The 16,919-nt window shown below is 74.1% G+C and carries 14 protein-coding genes; 11 read left to right on the plus strand and 3 right to left on the minus strand.

From position 1 onward, the window contains the following. Positions 1 to 63 precede the first annotated feature (63 nt). The 3 genes from LN042_RS19195 to recX all read left to right on the plus strand — a co-directional run bounded on the left by LN042_RS19195 (position 64) and on the right by recX (position 2,840). Positions 64 to 258, plus strand: a complete 195-nt coding sequence (locus tag LN042_RS19195) for a DUF3046 domain-containing protein (protein WP_230052496.1) — start codon at positions 64 to 66, stop codon at positions 256 to 258. Between the two features lie 322 nt (positions 259 to 580). Then, positions 581 to 1,696 carry a recombinase RecA gene (gene recA / locus LN042_RS19200; RefSeq protein WP_230052497.1) on the plus strand — a complete coding sequence of 372 codons (1,116 nt, stop codon included), beginning with the start codon at positions 581 to 583 and terminating at the stop codon, positions 1,694 to 1,696. Positions 1,697 to 1,709: 13 nt separating this feature from the next. Continuing rightward, on the plus strand, positions 1,710 to 2,840 hold the full coding sequence (gene recX, locus LN042_RS19205) for a recombination regulator RecX (protein WP_372495771.1): 1,131 nt from the start codon (positions 1,710 to 1,712) through the stop codon (positions 2,838 to 2,840). Between the two features lie 21 nt (positions 2,841 to 2,861). Here the strand turns inward: recX and LN042_RS19210 are convergent, their stop codons facing one another. Next, on the minus strand, positions 2,862 to 4,577 hold the full coding sequence (locus LN042_RS19210; protein ID WP_230052498.1) for an FAD-dependent monooxygenase: 1,716 nt from the start codon (positions 4,575 to 4,577) through the stop codon (positions 2,862 to 2,864). 477 nt (positions 4,578 to 5,054) lie between these two features. Here LN042_RS19210 and LN042_RS19215 point away from each other — a divergent pair, with 477 nt between their 5' ends. Beyond that, positions 5,055 to 5,882, plus strand: coding sequence for a response regulator transcription factor (locus LN042_RS19215; RefSeq protein WP_230052499.1), 828 nt, complete (start codon positions 5,055 to 5,057; stop codon positions 5,880 to 5,882). A 2-nt stretch (positions 5,883 to 5,884) separates the two neighbouring features. Beyond that, positions 5,885 to 7,312: a sensor histidine kinase gene (locus LN042_RS19220; RefSeq protein ID WP_230052500.1), complete on the plus strand. Its 1,428-nt coding sequence runs from the start codon at positions 5,885 to 5,887 to the stop codon at positions 7,310 to 7,312. Between the two features lie 12 nt (positions 7,313 to 7,324). Here the strand turns inward: LN042_RS19220 and LN042_RS19225 are convergent, their stop codons facing one another. Next, positions 7,325 to 8,296, minus strand: a complete 972-nt coding sequence (locus LN042_RS19225; protein WP_230052501.1) for a TAXI family TRAP transporter solute-binding subunit — start codon at positions 8,294 to 8,296, stop codon at positions 7,325 to 7,327. A gap of 98 nt (positions 8,297 to 8,394) precedes the next feature. Between LN042_RS19225 and miaB the strand changes: the two genes are divergently transcribed. Beyond that, complete coding sequence (miaB, locus tag LN042_RS19230; RefSeq protein ID WP_230052502.1) at positions 8,395 to 9,885, plus strand: tRNA (N6-isopentenyl adenosine(37)-C2)-methylthiotransferase MiaB; 1,491 nt, start codon at positions 8,395 to 8,397, stop codon at positions 9,883 to 9,885. Between the two features lie 75 nt (positions 9,886 to 9,960). After that, positions 9,961 to 10,659, plus strand: a complete 699-nt coding sequence (locus tag LN042_RS19235; RefSeq protein ID WP_230052503.1) for a class III extradiol dioxygenase subunit B-like domain-containing protein — start codon at positions 9,961 to 9,963, stop codon at positions 10,657 to 10,659. Between the two features lie 72 nt (positions 10,660 to 10,731). Here LN042_RS19235 and LN042_RS19240 read toward each other — a convergent pair whose 3' ends face one another. Next, positions 10,732 to 11,502 carry an antitoxin gene (locus LN042_RS19240; RefSeq protein ID WP_230052504.1) on the minus strand — a complete coding sequence of 257 codons (771 nt, stop codon included), beginning with the start codon at positions 11,500 to 11,502 and terminating at the stop codon, positions 10,732 to 10,734. A 141-nt stretch (positions 11,503 to 11,643) separates the two neighbouring features. On the opposite strand from LN042_RS19240, the gene miaA reads away from it, so the two are divergent. The 4 genes from miaA (at position 11,644) to LN042_RS19260 (ending at position 16,911) form a co-directional block, all read left to right on the plus strand. Continuing rightward, positions 11,644 to 12,579 (plus strand): tRNA (adenosine(37)-N6)-dimethylallyltransferase MiaA, encoded by a 936-nt coding sequence (miaA, locus tag LN042_RS19245; RefSeq protein ID WP_230052505.1) that lies wholly within the window; start codon positions 11,644 to 11,646, stop codon positions 12,577 to 12,579. 281 nt (positions 12,580 to 12,860) lie between these two features. Continuing rightward, the gene (locus tag LN042_RS19250; protein ID WP_230052506.1) at positions 12,861 to 13,355 is read left to right on the plus strand and encodes a DUF1129 domain-containing protein; all 495 of its coding nucleotides are present in this window, start codon (positions 12,861 to 12,863) and stop codon (positions 13,353 to 13,355) included. Between the two features lie 27 nt (positions 13,356 to 13,382). Then, a complete protein-coding gene (dapF, locus tag LN042_RS19255) occupies positions 13,383 to 14,267 on the plus strand; it encodes a diaminopimelate epimerase (RefSeq protein ID WP_230052507.1) in 885 nt (294 codons plus the stop codon). A gap of 184 nt (positions 14,268 to 14,451) precedes the next feature. Then, positions 14,452 to 16,911, plus strand: coding sequence for a RelA/SpoT family protein (locus LN042_RS19260; protein ID WP_230052508.1), 2,460 nt, complete (start codon positions 14,452 to 14,454; stop codon positions 16,909 to 16,911). Positions 16,912 to 16,919: the final 8 nt, after the last annotated feature.

Raw genomic sequence — 16,919 nt, forward strand, 5'->3', positions numbered from 1 at the left:
GGGGCGGGCGGGCGCTGGGCGGCGCGACCGCGGGGTGCGGCCTGGCTCCGCGATACTGGCTTCATGAGGCTGACCGAGTTCTGGCGACGGATGAACGAGCACTTCGGCCCCGCGTACGCGGAGTCGTTCGCCCGGGACCACGTGATGAGCGAACTCGGCGGCCGGACGGTGCACCAGGCGCTGGACGCCGGCTGGGAGGCCAAGGACGTCTGGCGGGTGGTCTGCGATGTGATGGGCGTGTCGTCGCGGCTGCGCTGACGCGCTCGGCCGGCCGTTCCCCGGGGGTCGCTGCGCTTCTCTTTCTGCGCTTCCCTCCTTTTCCCTGCGGTTCTCTCCTCTTCCTCGCGGTTCCTTGCGTTCCTTGCGGTCCCTTGCCGTGGCTGCGGTGGCCTGCGGTTCCCCGCAGCTCCCCAGCGCCTTCCCGACGGGAAGTGGTCGAACAGCGATTCGAACTGTTGTTCCCTATACTGTTCCTCGACGAGTTATCCACAGGCCGAGCCCGTCCGGGGCCGATTGTCGGTGGGACGCGCTAGCGTCGAGGACGATGAAGCGCACAGCACAGAACCCGAGGGTGGAAGCCATGGCAGGTACCGATCGCGAGAAGGCCCTTGAGACCGCGCTCGCCCAGATCGAGCGACAGTTCGGCAAGGGCTCGGTGATGCGCCTGGGCGACCAGGCCCGTACCCCGATCGACGTGATCCCGACCGGATCCACCGCGCTGGACGTCGCGCTGGGCGTCGGTGGTCTGCCCCGGGGCCGGGTGATCGAGATCTACGGTCCGGAGTCCTCCGGTAAGACGACCCTCACCCTGCACGCAGCGGCCAACGCGCAGAAGCTCGGCGGCACGGTCGCCTTCGTCGACGCGGAGCACGCCCTCGACCCGGAGTACGCCCGCAAGCTCGGGGTCGACACCGATGCGCTGCTGGTCTCCCAGCCGGACACCGGTGAGCAGGCGCTGGAGATCACCGACATGCTGATCCGCTCCGGCGCGATCGACCTGATCATCATCGACTCGGTCGCCGCGCTGGTGCCGCGCGCCGAGATCGAGGGTGAGATGGGCGACTCGCACGTGGGTCTGCAGGCCCGGCTGATGAGCCAGGCGCTGCGCAAGATCGCTGGTGCGCTGAACCAGGCGAACACCACCGCGATCTTCATCAACCAGCTGCGCGAGAAGATCGGCGTGATGTTCGGCTCCCCGGAGACCACCACCGGTGGCCGGGCGCTGAAGTTCTACGCCTCGGTCCGGCTGGACATCCGCCGGATCGAGACCCTGAAGGACGGCACCGAGGCGGTCGGCAACCGCACCCGGGTCAAGGTGGTCAAGAACAAGGTGGCCGCGCCGTTCAAGCAGGCCGAGTTCGACATCCTCTACGGCCACGGCATCAGCTGGGAGGGCGGCCTGATCGACATGGGCGTCGAGCACGGCTTCATCCGCAAGGCCGGCGCCTGGTACACCTACGAGGGCGACCAGCTGGGCCAGGGCAAGGAGAACGCCCGCAACTTCCTGCGGGACAACCCGGAGCTCGCCGCGGAGATCGAGCAGAAGATCAAGGGCAAGCTGGGCATCGGCGTCGACCCGGACGCACCGGCGGACGGTGCGGAGCCGGCCGCCGAGTCGGCCGACGGCGCGGTCAAGCCGATCACCGCCACGGCGACCAAGAGCACCGCCAAGAAGACGGCGGCGGCCAAGGCCTGATCGGGCAATAGCGATGCGGAGCAAGCGGGGTCCGGGCGATGGGGCACGCCCGGACTGGTCGGACTGGGACGTCGAGGCCAAGGGCGAGCACGAGGGGGAGCGCCCGGACTGGGTGGTTGACGCACCGGGCCGACCGTCGGGGCCGACCGCCGACCCCGTCGGCTCGCGCGTACCGCGTGCGGGGGCGGGCAGCCGGGCCGAGCGCTCGGTGCTGGGGGAGTCGGCGCAGGGGGGCGGCGCTGCCAGGGTGGCGCGCCCGGTCGGGGAGTGGGTTGCGGAGGGTCCGGCGCGGGGGCGCCGGGCGGGGGGAGTGCGGTCGGGGGATGCTGCGCGGTCGGTGGGGGAGCGCTCGGTGGTGGGGGAGTCGGCGCAGGGGGGCGGCGCTGCCGGGGCGGTGCGGCCTATTGGGGAGTGGGTTGCGGAGGGTCCGGCGCGGGGGCGCCGGGCCGGCGGGCGGGGGCCGGCGGCCGGGGGAGTGCGGCCGGTCCGGGAGGAGCCGTCCGTTGCCCCGGCCGGGGACTGGGTGGCCGAAGCCGAGGCCGAGTTGGCGGCGGCCTCGGCCCGGTCCCGGCGCGGCCGGTCCCGGCGCGCCGAGTCCGCCGACGGTGCGCCGCGGACCCAGCGGACTCCGCAGCCGGACACCGACCCCGCCACCAGGGCCCGGGAGATCTGCCTGCGGCTGCTCACCGGCACCGCCCGCACCCGCAAACAGCTGGCCGACGCGCTGCGCAAGCGGGAAGTCCCGGACGAGGTGGCCGAGGAGGTGCTCTCCCGCTTCGAGGAGGTCGGCCTGATCGACGACGCCGCCTTCGCCGCCGCCTGGGTGGAGTCCCGGCACGCGGGCCGTGGGTTGGCCCGTCGGGCCCTGGCCCGGGAGCTGCGCACCAGGGGCGTGGCGAGCCCGGTGGTGGAGGAGGCCGTGGCCCAGCTCGACGCGGACGACGAGGCGGCCGCCGCGCGGGCCCTGGTGGACCGCAAGCTGCGCGCCACCACGGGCGTGGAGCGGCAGGCCAGGATCCGCCGACTGGTCGGCATGCTGGCCCGCCGCGGCTATCCCGAGGGGCTCGCCTTCCGAGTGGTGCGTGAGGCACTGGAGGCCGAGGGCGAGAGCGCCGAGGAGTTGGAGGACTGGTCGCTGGGCTAGCGGCGACGCCGCCGACGGGCGTCAGCTCGTGCTGGTGAGCGCCTCCGGACCGCCGCGGGCATGTTCGGCGAGCGCTTGCAGGTCCTCGGCGCGGGCGCCCTGGGTGATGCCGACCAGATGCCCGTCGGGGCGGATCAGCAGCACGGTGTGCGGGCCCGCCTCGGGGTAGTGCTCGGCGACCAGCACCTCGGTCGGCACGGGCAGCGCCGCCGCGACCTCCGCCAACCGGGGCATCAGCCCGGCCCCCAGCCACCGTTCGGCTGACCAGACCGCGGTGCCCGGTGCCACCAGCAGCAGTAGGAAGGCCGCGCCGAGCCGGGCGTAGAGCTGATCGGGCACCCCCTCGGTGGTGAGGACCGGGACGTCCGGTACCAGCACCCCGGGCGCCGTGGCCGGCAGGTTCTCGGTCAGCGCGCTGCCCCGCCCGGCGCCGCGCTGGGGCGGCACCCCGGACGGCGCGCCCGGATAGGCGGGCGCCCCGCCGAACCGCCCGGTGCCCAGCATCCCGTCGGCGAGCAGTGGCGCGTGCTTGCGGAACGGGCCGGTGAGCAGCGAGCGCCGGGTCTGCTGCCAACCGCGCAGCGGCCGCAGCAGCGGCATCGACTGGTCCACCGCGCGCAGCCGAGCTCCGACGGCGGCCCGCCGTTCCGCCTCGTACCCGTCGAGCAGCGAGCCGCCGGAGCGCCGTCCGCCGGTGAGCGGCGCGAGGTCCGGATCCTCCCGGCCGGGGGCCGGCGGCAGGTGCCAGGCGACCGCGAGCCGCCAGGCCAGGTTGTCCGCGTCGCGCAACCCGTCCGCCAGGTTCTGCATGCCCAGCGCCCCGTGCAGGTGTGCCGCGTCGCCGGCCAGGAAGCAGCGTCCGCTGCGGAAGCGGGCGGCCAGCCGCTGCTGTGCGGTGTGGTCGGCGGCGGCCAGCAGCTCATGACGGGGCAGTTCGCCGCACCAGCCGGTCAGGGTGGCCTTCACCCGGGTGAGCAGGGTGTCCCCGGTGACCAGGCCCGGCCAGGTGGCGTGCGGGTCCACCGGCTCGCTGGGCGCCGGCCGGCCGGGCGGCAGCCGCCAGTCCAGCCGCCAGAGCCCGTCCGGCAGCGGCCGGGCCGAGGCCTCCCGGTCGCCGCGCCACGGCGGTTCGCGGTGCAGCCGGGCCTCGCCGGGGAACGGCAGGTCGACCCGGACCGTGGCGATGGCGTGCCGGTCCACCGCGGGCCGGCCCGGAAACCGGATGCCGAGCAGCTTGCGCACCGTCGACCGGGCGCCGTCGCAGCCCACCAGGTGGCTGGCCCGCCACCAGGTGTCGCTGCCGTCCTGCGGGTGGCGGCTGCGCACGCTGACCCCGTCCCGGTCCTGCTGGATCTCCTCCACTCGGGCGTGCGGCACCAGTTGGATCAGCGGGGTGGCGGTGGCCGCGTCCCGCAGGCCGCGCTGCAGCCGGTGCTGCGGCAGGTGGCGCACCGGATGTTCGGCCAGGTCCAACTGGAGCACCTCCTGGCGCCGCCGCCAGACGGTCAGCCGGTCCCAGCGCGCGGCGTCCGAAGTGGCCCGCAGATAGCCGAGCCGTTCCAGGAAGGCGGTGCTCTCGGCGCCGAGCACGGCGCTGCGCGGACCCTCGGGGCAGACACCGCCGCCCTGGTCGAGCACGATGCTCGGCACCTCGTGCCGGGCCAGTGCCAGGGCCATCGCCAGACCCACCGGACCGGCGCCGACCACGATCACCGGGTCCACGGACGACCCCCGCACGGCAGCTCAGCAGGGGACGGCCGTCCGGCAGGGGCGGCGGTGGCGGAGCTGGTCCCGGGTGGTGTCACGAACAGCAATGCACCAGATCACCTGGGGGTCCGTCAAGCAGCACTCGGTGTGCGCCGGTTCGAGCCGCGGCGCCCCCGCGACCCCGGAACACCGGGTGAGCGCGGTGGGGGCGGAGCGGTGGTTCCGTGCAGCCCGTCCCACGGATGACCACGAAAAGGCGATTCCGCCCAGGCGCCGATCGAGGACCGAGGGCCGGAGCCGGCGGAGCCCGTGGCCCCCGGTCGGCCCGACCTTAGGCGGCGAAATAACGTCGGGTCACCGGATCTGAGCAGAACTTGAGGGTCACGAAAGGGCCACGCGTGCCGGCGAGCGGCCGTCAAGGGCTGGTCGGGGCGGGCGGCCGTGGGAGAGGATGAGCGCTTCGCCGGACCCGTGCGAGGTGCCGGCCGGACGCTGGAAGGATGTGGGATGCGGCTGCTCCTCGTCGAGGACGACGACCGGGTCGCGGCGGCGCTGGTCGCCGTGCTCAGTCGGCACGGCTTCCAGGTGCGGCACGCCCGCAGTGGGCACGAGGCGCTGGACGCCTTGGTGCCGGACGGCAGTGAGCCCTACCGGGTGGTGCTGCTCGACTTGGGACTGCCCGACCGGGACGGCTTCGAGGTGTGCAGCAGGATCCGGGCCGGCAGCGGCGTCCCGGTGATCATGGTGACGGCACGCGCCGACATCCGCTCCCGGATCCACGGCCTCAACCTGGGCGCCGACGACTACATCACCAAGCCCTATGACATGGGTGAGCTGCTGGCCCGGATCCACGCGGTGGCCCGCCGCTTCCAGCCCGCCCCGGCCGGTGGGCCGAGCGGCTCCGCCGCCGTGCCGGCCGGCCCGGGTTCGCTGGAGTCCTGGGACATCAGCATCGACCGGGAGCGCCGCCGGGTCAGCGTGGCCGGCCGGGAGGTGCCGCTCACCCGCAAGGAGTTCGATCTGCTGGCCCTGCTCGCGCAGAGCCCGGGCGTGGTCTACCGGCGCGAGCAGATCTTCAGCGAGGTCTGGCGCAGCGGCTGGGAGGGCAACGGCCGCACCCTGGAGGTGCACATCGGTTCGCTGCGCACCAAGTTGGCGCTGCCCGGCTTGGTCGAGGCGGTTCGCGGGGTCGGCTACCGGCTGATCCCGCAGTCCCCCACCCCTGATGGTGCCAAGCAGGACGGCGCCAAGCAGGACGGCGCCAAGCACGACGGTGTCGGGCAGGACGGCGCCGGGCGGGAAGGCACCGCCGAGCGGGAAGGCGGCAGGCCGTAGGCATGCGCAACCGCCTGCTCGGCATCCTGCTGGCGCTGATGGCCGGCGTGCTGGCCGCACTCGGCGTGCCGCTGGCCGGCTCGATGGCGCAGGCGGAGCAGAGCCGGGTGGTGGTCGACCGGATGGACGACGTCGCCCGGTTCGCCCAGGAGCTGCCCACCCAGGGGCTGCCGGAGCGCGGCTCGGCCGGCGCCGACCCCAATGTGCCGACCCCGCAGGACTCCTCGGCACTGGCCGCGCTGCGGGCCGAGGCCGACCGCTACCAGCAGCTCTACGGGATCAGGATCGGCATCTACCTCGCCGACGGCCGTCCGCTGGCCGTCTCCCCGGCCGACTGGAAGCTGTCCGCCGCCGGTGTCACGGCGGTGGCGGAGGCCAAGGACGGCAGGCGCAGTCACAACCCGCCGCAGGTCTGGCCCTGGACTCCGGGGCGGACCCTGACCATCGGCTCACCGGTGGTCCGCGACGGCGACGTGGTGGCGGTGGTGGTCACCGACTCCCCGACCGCTGAGTTGCGGTCGCGGATCGTGCACCGCTGGGCCTGGCTGGCCGGCGGCGAGGCGGTCGCCATGATCGCCGCGGTGCTGCTGGCGGTCCGTCTCACCGAGTGGGTGCTGCGCCCGGTGCGCACCCTGGACCGGGCCACCCACGACATCGCCACCGGGCGGATGGACGCCCGGGTGGCCGCCGTCGGTGGCCCGCCCGAACTGCGGCGGCTGGCCTCCTCGTTCAATGAGATGGCCGACCACGTGGTGCTCGCCATGGACCAGCAGAAGGCGTTCGTCGCCGACGCCTCGCACCAACTGCGCAATCCGCTGGCCGCGTTGCTGCTGCGGGTGGAACTGCTCGGCCTGGAGCTCCCCGAGGGGCGCGACGAGGAGCTGTCGCAGGTCCGCGAGGAGGGCGCCCGGCTGACCCGGGTGCTGGACGACCTGTTGGGTCTGGCCACCGCCGAGGGCAGCCGCCCGAAGCCCGAACCGGTGGACCTGACCGCCCTGGTGCTGGCCCGGGTGGACGCCTGGCAGCCGGTGGCCGACCGGCGGGGCATCCGGCTGGGCACCGGTACTCCGCCGCCGGCCCGGGCTTGGGCGGACCCGATCGGTTTCGGCAGCGCGCTGGACGCGGTGATCGACAACGCGCTCAAGTTCAGTCCCGAAGGGGGCACGGTGGCGGTGACCGTGCGACTGGGTCGGGACGAGGTCGCGGTCACCGTGGCCGACCAGGGGCCGGGGCTCACCGAGGAGGAGCTGTCCAGGGTCGGTGACCGGTTCTGGCGCAGCACCAGTCACCAGAACGTGGACGGGTCCGGTCTGGGCCTGTCCATCGCCCGCACCCTGCTGGTGGCCGGCGGCGGTTCCCTGGAGTTCGCCGCGGCCGAGCCGCACGGCCTGGCGGTGACGCTCGTGCTGCCGATCCCACCGAAGAGTTGACGGGATGTCGGCTCAGGGTTTGACCGAGCGGTAGTACGCCTGGGCGCCCTGGTGCAGCGGCAGTGGCTCGGTGTAGACGGCGGTCCCCAGGTCGACCAGCTGGGCCGAGTGGACCGCCGAGCCGATCACGTCCCGGCTGGCGATCACCGACCGGGTCAGTCCCTCCACCAGCGAGGGGCTGACGTCGTCCCTGGTGATGAGCAGGTTCGGCACCGCCAGGGTCAGCACCGCCTGGTTCTTGCCGTAGACCGCGGCCGGCAGCACGGAGGTGCGGTAGGCCGCGGAGTCCGGGTAGCGGTCGTGCAGCGCGTTGGCCAGGTCGCCCAGCGGCACGATCCGGATCGGGAAGGTGTTCGACAGCTGCGTGAGCGCACCGGTCGGTAGGCCGCCCGACCAGAAGAACGCGTCCAGGTCACCGCCGGCCAGCTCCTTGGCGGCCGCCCCCACGTCGAGCGGATACGGCTTGATCCCGGTCTTCGGGTCGATCCCGGCGACGGTGAGCAGCTGATTGGTCACCAGGTTCACCCCGGAGAGCGGCTGCCCGACCCCGACCCTCATGCCCTTCAGGTCGGCCACCCGCTGGACCGGCGAGTCGGCGGGCACCACCAGTTGCAGGTAGTCGTCGTAGAGCCGGGCGACCGCCCGCAGCCGCTGCCAGCCCGAGTTGCGGTACTGGGTCACGGCGTCGGCGGTGGCGAACGCGAAGGCGTCCTGCCCGGAGACCACCCGGTCCAGGTTGTCCACCGACCCCTGGGAGTCGTCCAGCCGCACCCGGACGCCGGGCATGGCCGACTGCACGTACCCCTTCAGCATCGCGCCGTACTGGCTGTACACCCCGGCGGGTACCCCGGTGGCGAAGCCCTGCACCCCCTTGGGGTAGCCGCCCGGCCCGGCGGTGCCCAGCCACCAGCCGGTCAGCGAGCCGACCAGCAGCAGTAGCGCGGCCAGCAGCGGCCAGCAGCGGCGGGCGGGGGAGCAGGTCATGCCGGGATCCTGCCAGGCCGGGCCGCTCGGCGGGAGGGGGCGAGCGGAAACCGTTGCCTGAGGGCCGTCCGGGTGCCCTTACCCTTGCTGATGTGGGTATGGGAGAGAGCTTGCGAACTTACAAGGTCGTCACGCACGGCTGCCAGATGAACGTGCACGACTCCGAGCGGCTGGCCGGGCTGCTGGAGGGCGCGGGATACGTCAAGGCCGACCAGGGCGGGGATCCGGACCTGGTGGTCTTCAACACCTGCGCGGTGCGGGAGAACGCCGACAACAAGCTGTACGGCAACCTCGGTCAGCTGGCGCCGGTGAAGTCCCGCCACAAGGACATGCAGATCGCCGTCGGCGGCTGCCTGGCCCAGAAGGACCGCGACACCATCGTGCGCCGCGCGCCCTGGGTCGACGTGGTGTTCGGCACCCACAACATCGGCCACCTGCCGGCGCTGCTGGAGCGGGCCCGGATCGAGCAGCGGGCCCAGGTGGAGATCCTGGAGTCGCTGGAGACCTTCCCGTCCACGCTGCCCACCCGGCGGGAGTCCGCGTACGCGGCCTGGGTGGCCATCTCGGTCGGCTGCAACAACACCTGCACCTTCTGCATCGTCCCGGCGCTGCGCGGCAAGGAGGAGGACCGCCGTCCCGGCGACGTGCTCTCCGAGATCGAGGCGCTGGTCGGCGAGGGTGTCATCGAGGTGACGCTGCTCGGCCAGAACGTCAACGCCTACGGCTCCGACCTGGGCGACCGCGAGGCGTTCTCCAAGCTGCTGCGCGCCTGCGGCCGGATCGAGGGCTTGGAGCGGGTCCGCTTCACCTCCCCGCACCCGCGCGACTTCACCGACGACGTGATCGCCGCGATGGCCGAGACACCGAACGTGATGCACCAGCTGCACATGCCGCTGCAGTCCGGCTCGGACGGCGTGCTGCGGGCCATGAAGCGCTCCTACCGGCAGGAGCGGTTCCTGGGCATCATCCGCAAGGTCCGCGAGGCGATGCCGGACGCGGCCATCTCCACCGACATCATCGTGGGCTTCCCCGGCGAGACCGACGAGGACTTCGAGCAGACCCTGCACGTGGTCCGCGAGGCCCGGTTCACCAACGCCTTCACCTTCCAGTACTCCAAGCGGCCCGGCACCCCCGCCGCCGAGATGGAGGACCAGATCCCCAAGGCCGTGGTGCAGGAGCGCTACGACCGGCTGACCGCCCTCCAGGAGGAGATCTCCTGGGAGGAGAACAAGAAGCAGGTCGGCCGCCGGCTGGAGATCCTGGTCGCCGAGGGCGAGGGCAAGAAGGACGACCGGACCGACCGGCTCTCCGGCCGGGCGCCCGACAACCGCCTCGTCCACTTCAGCCGTCCCGAGGAGCCGGTGCGCCCGGGCGACATGGTGACCGTCGAGATCACCTACGCCGCCCCGCACCACCTGCTCGCCGAGGGCCCGGCGCTGGCCGTGCGCCGCACCCGGGCCGGCGACGCCTGGGAGAAGCGCAACGCGGCCCCGGTGGCCAAGCCGGCCGGAGTGATGCTGGGCCTGCCCGGCATCGGTGCCCCTGCGCCGATCGCCGTCGCGCCGACCAACGGCTGCGGCTGCGACTGACGCCCCGTCGGGCCGGTCCGGCCGACCACCGAAACGGCCGGACAGGCCCTGATCAGGGCGACTAGAGTGATCGACATGTTGGTCGCCGCCGCCGTCTGCCCCTGCCCGCCGCTGCTGGTGCCCGAGGTCGCCTCGGGTGCCGCCGCCGAACTCGACGAGCTGCGGGCCGCCTGCGCCGAGGCCGTCGACGAGCTGCTGGCGGCCGAGCCGGAGCTGCTGGTGCTGGTCGGCGACGGACCGCAGGCGGAGGTCTGGACCGAGGGCGGGTCCGGTTCCTTCCACCGCTTCGGGGTGGAGCTGGCGGTCCGGCTGCCCTCGGGCGGGGCCGCCGGTGCGGAACTGAGCCCGGCGCTGAGCGTCGGCGCCTGGCTGCTGGAGCGCTCCGGCACCGGCCTGCCCACCCACGGCTGCGCCGTGCCCGCCGACACCCCGGTGGACCGACTGCTCGGGCTCGGCGAGGGGTTGGCCGCGCTGGCCGACCGGGTCGGCCTGCTGGTGCTCGGCGACGGCAGCGCCTGCCGCACCGTGAAGGCGCCCGGTTACCTGGACGAGCGCGCCGAGCCCTTCGATGCCGAGCTGGCCCGGGCCCTGGGCGCCGCGGACGCCGAGGCGCTGGCCGCGCTGGACGTCGAACTCTGCCGGCAGCTGCAGGTGGAGGGCCGGGCGCCGTGGCAGGTGCTGGCCGGCGCGGCACGCGGTGCGGGGCTCGGCGGGAAGCTGCGGTACGCCGACGCGCCCTACGGCGTGGGGTACTTCGTGGCGTCCTGGCGCTGACCGGCCGTTCCGCCGGATGCGGCGGGACGGGGCGATCCGCCGGGCCCCGCCGCGTTCCGCCAGGCCGGCCGGTCAGCCGGGCTGGTCGCCGCTGGGCGGCTCCTCGGTCTCGGCCGCCCGCGCCGCCCCCGCCTGCTCCGTTCTGGCCTGCTCGCCCTTCGCGTCCCCGCCCTTCGCGTCCCCGCCCTTCGCCGGAGCGCCCTTCGCCTTCCCGGCGAAGTCGTCGACCGCGCCCTTGGCCTTCTCCGCGCCACTGACGATCTTGTCGGTGTACTTGCCCTTGGTGGCCTTGTCGATCACCTCACCGGTCTTGTCGACCAGCTCGTCGATCTTCTCGTTGTGCTGTCCGGCCAGCTGTTCGGCCTTCTCCTTGAGCTCCTCGGCGAGCTCCTCGGCCCTGCCCTTGAGGTTGTCCATCAGGCCCATGGCTTCGTCTCCTGTGTCGGACTGCTCGGGTCGCTGCGCCGAGTCCTCCTCGGCCGCGGGGCTCGGGGACACCGCGCTGACGGCCGCGACCAGCAGCTCGGCGACCTCCGCGGGGGCGGGGACCAGGCTGCCCTGATCCTCACCCGGGCCGGCCTGCGGGGCCGGCACCGCGGCCGCCGGCGTGTCCACCGCGGTCTCGACTTCCGGCGCCGTCCGGGCGGCCGGCACGCCGGGCGGCGGCTGCTGCTCGGTGCCGGGCTCCGCCGGGGACTTCTCGGACGCCTCGGACACCTCGGATTCCTCGGGGGCCAGCACGGCCACAGCACCGCCCCCGGCCGTCTCGGCGGCCGGCGCACCGCCGCCGGCCGGTGCGGTCGCGGCCGATTGGCGGCGTCGGAACCAGCTGAAAACACCCATGTTCTTCTCCCAAGCTACGCGGTCCGCGGGGCCCCGGCCGGTTGTCCGCCGAGGTCACCGCCCACCCGGCCAACGACCCGGGTAGGAGGCGGTCACGTCCCCCTTTCGGGTGAGGCCTTGGGGTTTGCGAGACTGGGCGGTGTGAGCATCCCCCTTCCCAACGTCCCGGTGGTCTCGGTGGTCGGCGCCACCGCGGCCGGCAAGTCAGACCTCGCCGTGGCCATCGCCCGTGAGCTGGGCGGTGAGGTGATCAACACCGACTCGATGCAGCTCTACAAGGGCATGGACATCGGGACCGCGAAGCTCACCGAGGCCGAGCGCGGCGGTGTGCCGCACCACCTGCTGGACGTCTGGGACGTCACCGAGACCGCCAGCGTGGCGGAGTTCCAGCGGCTGGCCCGGGCCGAGATCGACCGGCTGCTCGCCGCCGGGCGGGCACCGGTGCTGGTCGGCGGCTCGGGGCTGTACGTGCGGGCGGCGATCGACGAGATGGAGTTCCCGGGCACCGACCCGGCGCTGCGGGCCCGGCTGGAGGAGGAGCTGGCCCGGCTCGGCCCGGCCGCGCTGCACGCCCGGCTGGCCGCCCAGGACCCGCCGGCCGCCGCTGCGATCCTGCCCGGCAACGGCCGGCGGATCGTCCGCGCGCTGGAGGTGATCGAGCTCACCGGCCGTCCGTTCACCGCCAACCTGCCGAGCAACACCGCCGTCTATCCGGCCGTGCAGATCGGCGTCGAGCTGCCGCGCCCGGAGCTGGACGAGCGGATCTCCCTGCGGGTGGACCGGATGTGGCAGGCCGGTCTGCTCGACGAGGTCAGGGCGCTGGAGGCGCAGGGATTGCGCGAGGGGCTGACGGCCAGTCGAGCGCTGGGCTACCAGCAGGTGCTGGCGCACTTCGCCGGCGAATGCACGGAAGAGGAGGCGCGAGCCGAGACGGTCCGCGCCACCAAGCGGTTCGCGCGCCGCCAGGAGTCCTGGTTCCGCCGCGACGACCGGATCCACTGGCTGGCCCGACCGTCCGGCGCCGACCCCGCCGAGCTGCTGGAACGGTCGCTGGAGCTGATCGCTCGAACGGGCTGACGAGGGTTTCCGGCCGGTCCTCGGCCGGATCCGGCCATCCGCCGGTGCACCTGCGGCGGGCACCTGCAAGTGCAGGAGGAAGCACCGGTCACGGGCGTGTCACGTCCTGGCCACGGATCACCCGGCGAGCCCGGGTTACGCGCTGTGAGCGCACTGGGACATGCCATTATCGAGGCAGAAGGGGCCGGTCGCGCGGGCCGGACCCGCCGATGGGGGTCCCACCCGGCCGAAGGGCTTGGGGAAGAGTCCCGTACTCGTGTCGAACTGTCAGGGGAGGCCGCGTGTCCACGGGTCCCGGCCCCGAAACCGAGCAGTTCGCCGATCACGACCTGGCCGAGGAGGCCTTCACCCTGCCCGCCGCCGACCTGCTGTCGCCGCTCGCCCCGGACCGGGCGCTCGAACCGGACCGACCGCTCGACCTGCCGCCGGACCCCGTGGTGCTGGAACGGGAGATCCGGCCGCGCCGCCGGCTGCGCTGGTGGCAGCTGCTGCCGATCGTGGTGGTCGGCGTGGGCGGCTCACTGATGTTCGCCTTCCCGCTCGCCTTCGGCTCGGTCAACGGCAACTCGATGGTCGGCATGCTCGGCCTGCTGCTCACCGCGGCGTCGGTCGGCTGGGGCGCGATGGCCTCCCGGCGGGCCGGTTACTCCTGGCCCGGGCTGCCCCGCCGCGGCTCCGACCGCCGGGCGAGCTGGCAGGCCATCGTGGTCTACACGCTGATCGTCTGCGCCGCCTTCGGCCTGGCGGTCTGGCGGGTCGTCCAGCTGCGCGGCTGAGCCACCCGGGTCAGTACCATCGGCAGCGTGAGCAGCGCACCCGATTCCCCCGCCGCGGGCATTCCGTTCGTCAAGGGCCACGGCACCGAGAACGACTTCGTGATCATCCCCGACCCGGACGGCCGACTGGCCCTGGGTCCGGCCGAGGTGGCCCGGCTCTGCGACCGGCGGGCCGGGATCGGCGGTGACGGCGTGCTGCGGGTGGTCCGCTCCGCCAACGACCCCGCCGCGGCCCACCTGGCCGGCGAGGCCGAGTGGTTCATGGACTATCGCAACGCCGACGGCAGCATCGCCGAGATGTGCGGCAACGGGGTGCGGGTCTTCGCCCGGTACCTGGTGCAGGCGGGGCTGGCCGAGCCCGGGCCGCTGCCGGTGGCCACCCGGGCCGGGGTGCGCCGCACGACGGTCGACGAGCGGGGCGACGTCACCGTGGACATGGGCCGGGCGCTGCTGCCCGGGCCGGACGACATCGAGGTGGCGGTGGGCGAGCGGCGCTGGCCGGCCCGCAACGTCAACATGGGCAACCCGCACGCGGTGGCCTTCGTCGCCGACCTGGCCGACGCCGGCGACCTGTACGAGGCTCCCGGGGTCAGCCCGGCCGGGGTGTACCCGGACGGCGTCAACGTGGAGTTCGTGGTGGACCGGGGCGAGCGGCACGTGGCGATGCGGGTGCACGAGCGCGGCTCCGGCGAGACCCGCTCCTGCGGCACCGGCACCTGCGCGGTCGCGGTGGCCGCCGCCCGCCGGGACGGGCGTGATCCGGCGGTCACCGGCGAGGCGGTCGAGTACCTGGTGGACGTACCGGGCGGCCGGCTGCGGATCAACCAGTTCCCGGACGGCCGGATCGAGATGACCGGCCCGGCGGTGCTGGTGGCGAGCGGCACCATCGACCCGCAGTGGCTGGGCCGCTGACGGTCGGCCGGGTGGGCGGTCCTCGATGAGGACGCCCGCTTTGCCCGTTCTGCGGTGCGGCGAATCCCCCCGTTCGGGTGATCTCGTGCACAGAGCGGAAGCGGGGGCTCGCGCAACGTGTTCTGCTCGGTAGCATGGACCACCGGGGCAGTCCGCGCTCCGGTGCTCGCTGCCGGAGGTTGCCATGACCGTCGAGACCGGCCGGCCCACCGGCCAGCCCGCCCCGAAGCCAGCTGCTGGTCCATCAGCGCCCCCGTCGAGCAGTTCGGCTGACGCCGCGTCGTCCCCGGCGTCGGTCGCTCCGTCCCCGGCGTCGGTCGCTCCGTCGCAGGCCAGGCGGCTGCTCGGAGTGGCCGCGCTGGGCCGGGCCGGCCGTGCCGCGCTGCTGGCCACCGGTCGCCCACTGGTGCCGGACGCCATCGAGCCGATCGTCCAGGTGCACCGCAGACACCACCCGGGTGCCGACCTGGCGCTGCTCGGCCGCGCCTACCGGCTCGCCGAGGCGAGCCACCGCGGCCAGAAGCGCAAGAGCGGCGAGCCGTACATCACCCACCCGCTGGCCGTCACCCTGATCCTGGCCCAGCTCGGCGCCGAGACGACCACGCTGGTCGCCTCGCTGCTGCACGACACCGTCGAGGACACCGAGGTGACGCTCGACCAGGTGGCCGCCGACTTCGGCCCCGAGGTGGCCTACCTGGTGGACGGCGTCACCAAGCTGGAGAAGGTGGACTTCGGCGCCGCGGCCGAGGCGGAGACGTTTCGCAAGATGCTGGTCGCCACCGGGGACGACGTCCGGGTGATGGTGATCAAGCTGGCCGACCGGTTGCACAACATGCGCACCATCCGCCACATGAAGCCGGCCAGTCGGCTGCGGATCGCCAAGGTCACCCGGGACGTGCTGATCCCGCTGGCCGAGCGGCTGGGCATCCACGTGGTGAAGACGGAGCTGGAGGACATCGTCTTCGCCACCCTGCACCCCGAGGAGTACGCCCGGACCCGCGCGCTGATCACCGCCCGCGAACCGGCCATGGCCCACCTGTTCAGCCCGTTCGCCCGGGCGCTGGCCCGCCAGCTCGCCGAGGCGGGGGTGCCGGCCGAGGTCACCGTGCGCCCCCGGCACTGCGTCTCGGTGCACCGGGTGCTGCTGCGCCGGGGGAAGGCCGGCCGGCCCGGCGCGGTGCACCCCGCCGACCTGGGGCGGCTGCTGGTGGTGGTCGAGGAGAACGCCGACTGCTACGCGGTGCTCGGTGAGCTGCACACCTGCTGGACCCCGCTGCCCGGCGAGTTCAAGGACTTCGTGGCGGCCCCCAAGTTCAACCTCTACCAGTCGCTGCACACCGCCGTCTCGATGACCGGCACGGTGGTCGAGGTGCTGGTCCGCACCCCGCGGATGCACCGGGTCGCCGAGTTCGGCGTGGTGGCGCTGGGCAGCCCGGCGCCGGGCGGTGACCCGGCCGGGCGGGACGAGGGGGACGGAGCCGACCCGGGCCGCCCCGGCTGGCTCAGCCGGCTGCTGGAGTGGCAGCAGGAGACCCCCGATCCGGACGCCTTCTGGTCCGCCCTGACCGCCGACCTCTCCGACGACCGGGAGATCACCGCCATCACCGAGGACGGCACCACCCTGGTGCTGCCGGCCGGCGCCAGCTGCGTCGACGCCGCCTACCAACTGGGCGAGGAGATCGGCCACCGCTGTATCGGCGCCCGGCTGAACGGGCGGCTGGTGGCGCTGTCGACCGCGCTGTGCGACGGCGACGTGGTCGGCATCCTGACCGAGCCGGCCGGTCGGCCCGGCGGTCCGGAGCCGTCCGGTCCCAGCCCGCAGTGGCTGGACTTCACCCGCACCCCCGGCGCCCGGTTCGCCATCGAGCGCTGGCTGGCCGGCCACCCGGTGCCGTCCGTCGCCGAAGCGCCGGGCCGGCCGGCGGAGCCGCCAGCCGAGCCGGCCGGACCCGCTGAGTCAGCCGGACCCGCCGGGTCGGCCGGACCCGCCGAGTCGGCCGGACCCGCCGGGGCCCGGGCCGCCGCCCCCGGCCGGCTGCCGCGCGGCCGCGACCGGCTGGTGATCGCCCCCGGTCACCCGGGCGCCGCCGTCCGGCTGGCCCGCTGCTGCACCCCCGTGCCCCCGGACCGGGTGACCGGCTTCCCGGTCCGCGGCGGCTCGATCGCGGTGCACCGGGCGGACTGCCCGACCGGCGAGCGGATGCGCGGCGCCGGCCGCGGCCCGATCCCCCTGGACTGGGCGCCCGAGGCGGCGGCCGGCTTCCGGGTCACCTTGCAGGCCGAGGCGCTCAACCGCCCCGGGCTGCTGGCCGACCTGACCGCCGCCATGTCCGCCACCGGCCTGGACATCGTCTCGGCGGTGGTCGAGCCGCCCGAGGAGCTGCGGGTGCGGCACACGTACACCGTCGAGCTGCCGGACGCCGCCACCCTGCCGGTGGTGATGCGGGCGATGCTGCGGGTCTCCGGGGTCTACGATGTCCGGCGCCCCGGTCTGGCGGCCCCGCGGCCGCCGCGCCTGCGCCCGACCGCCCGTTCCGTCGCTAATGCGGATGACCCGGGGCCGGGCCGCATGCGACCATCGAAGGGAATTCGGGGCCGTTCCGCGGCGTTAGGCGCAGTGGACGGACCGGAAGACCGTCAGTGACACCTCCA

The sequence above is a fragment of the Kitasatospora humi genome, from assembly GCF_020907985.1.
GTDB classification, from domain to species: domain Bacteria; phylum Actinomycetota; class Actinomycetes; order Streptomycetales; family Streptomycetaceae; genus Kitasatospora; species Kitasatospora humi.

Bases quoted from the DNA above. Each gene is read 5' to 3' on its own strand.
- LN042_RS19195 (WP_230052496.1), top strand. From the start codon at position 64: ATGAGGCTGACCGAGTTCTGGCGACGGATGAACGAGCACTTCGGCCCC.
- recA (WP_230052497.1), top strand. From the start codon at position 581: ATGGCAGGTACCGATCGCGAGAAGGCCCTTGAGACCGCGCTCGCCCAG.
- recX (WP_372495771.1), top strand. From the start codon at position 1,710: ATGCGGAGCAAGCGGGGTCCGGGCGATGGGGCACGCCCGGACTGGTCG.
- LN042_RS19215 (WP_230052499.1), top strand. From the start codon at position 5,055: ATGCGGCTGCTCCTCGTCGAGGACGACGACCGGGTCGCGGCGGCGCTG.
- LN042_RS19220 (WP_230052500.1), top strand. From the start codon at position 5,885: ATGCGCAACCGCCTGCTCGGCATCCTGCTGGCGCTGATGGCCGGCGTG.
- LN042_RS19225 (WP_230052501.1), bottom strand. From the start codon at position 8,296: ATGACCTGCTCCCCCGCCCGCCGCTGCTGGCCGCTGCTGGCCGCGCTA.
- miaB (WP_230052502.1), top strand. From the start codon at position 8,395: ATGGGAGAGAGCTTGCGAACTTACAAGGTCGTCACGCACGGCTGCCAG.
- LN042_RS19235 (WP_230052503.1), top strand. From the start codon at position 9,961: ATGTTGGTCGCCGCCGCCGTCTGCCCCTGCCCGCCGCTGCTGGTGCCC.
- LN042_RS19240 (WP_230052504.1), bottom strand. From the start codon at position 11,502: ATGGGTGTTTTCAGCTGGTTCCGACGCCGCCAATCGGCCGCGACCGCA.
- LN042_RS19260 (WP_230052508.1), top strand. From the start codon at position 14,452: ATGACCGTCGAGACCGGCCGGCCCACCGGCCAGCCCGCCCCGAAGCCA.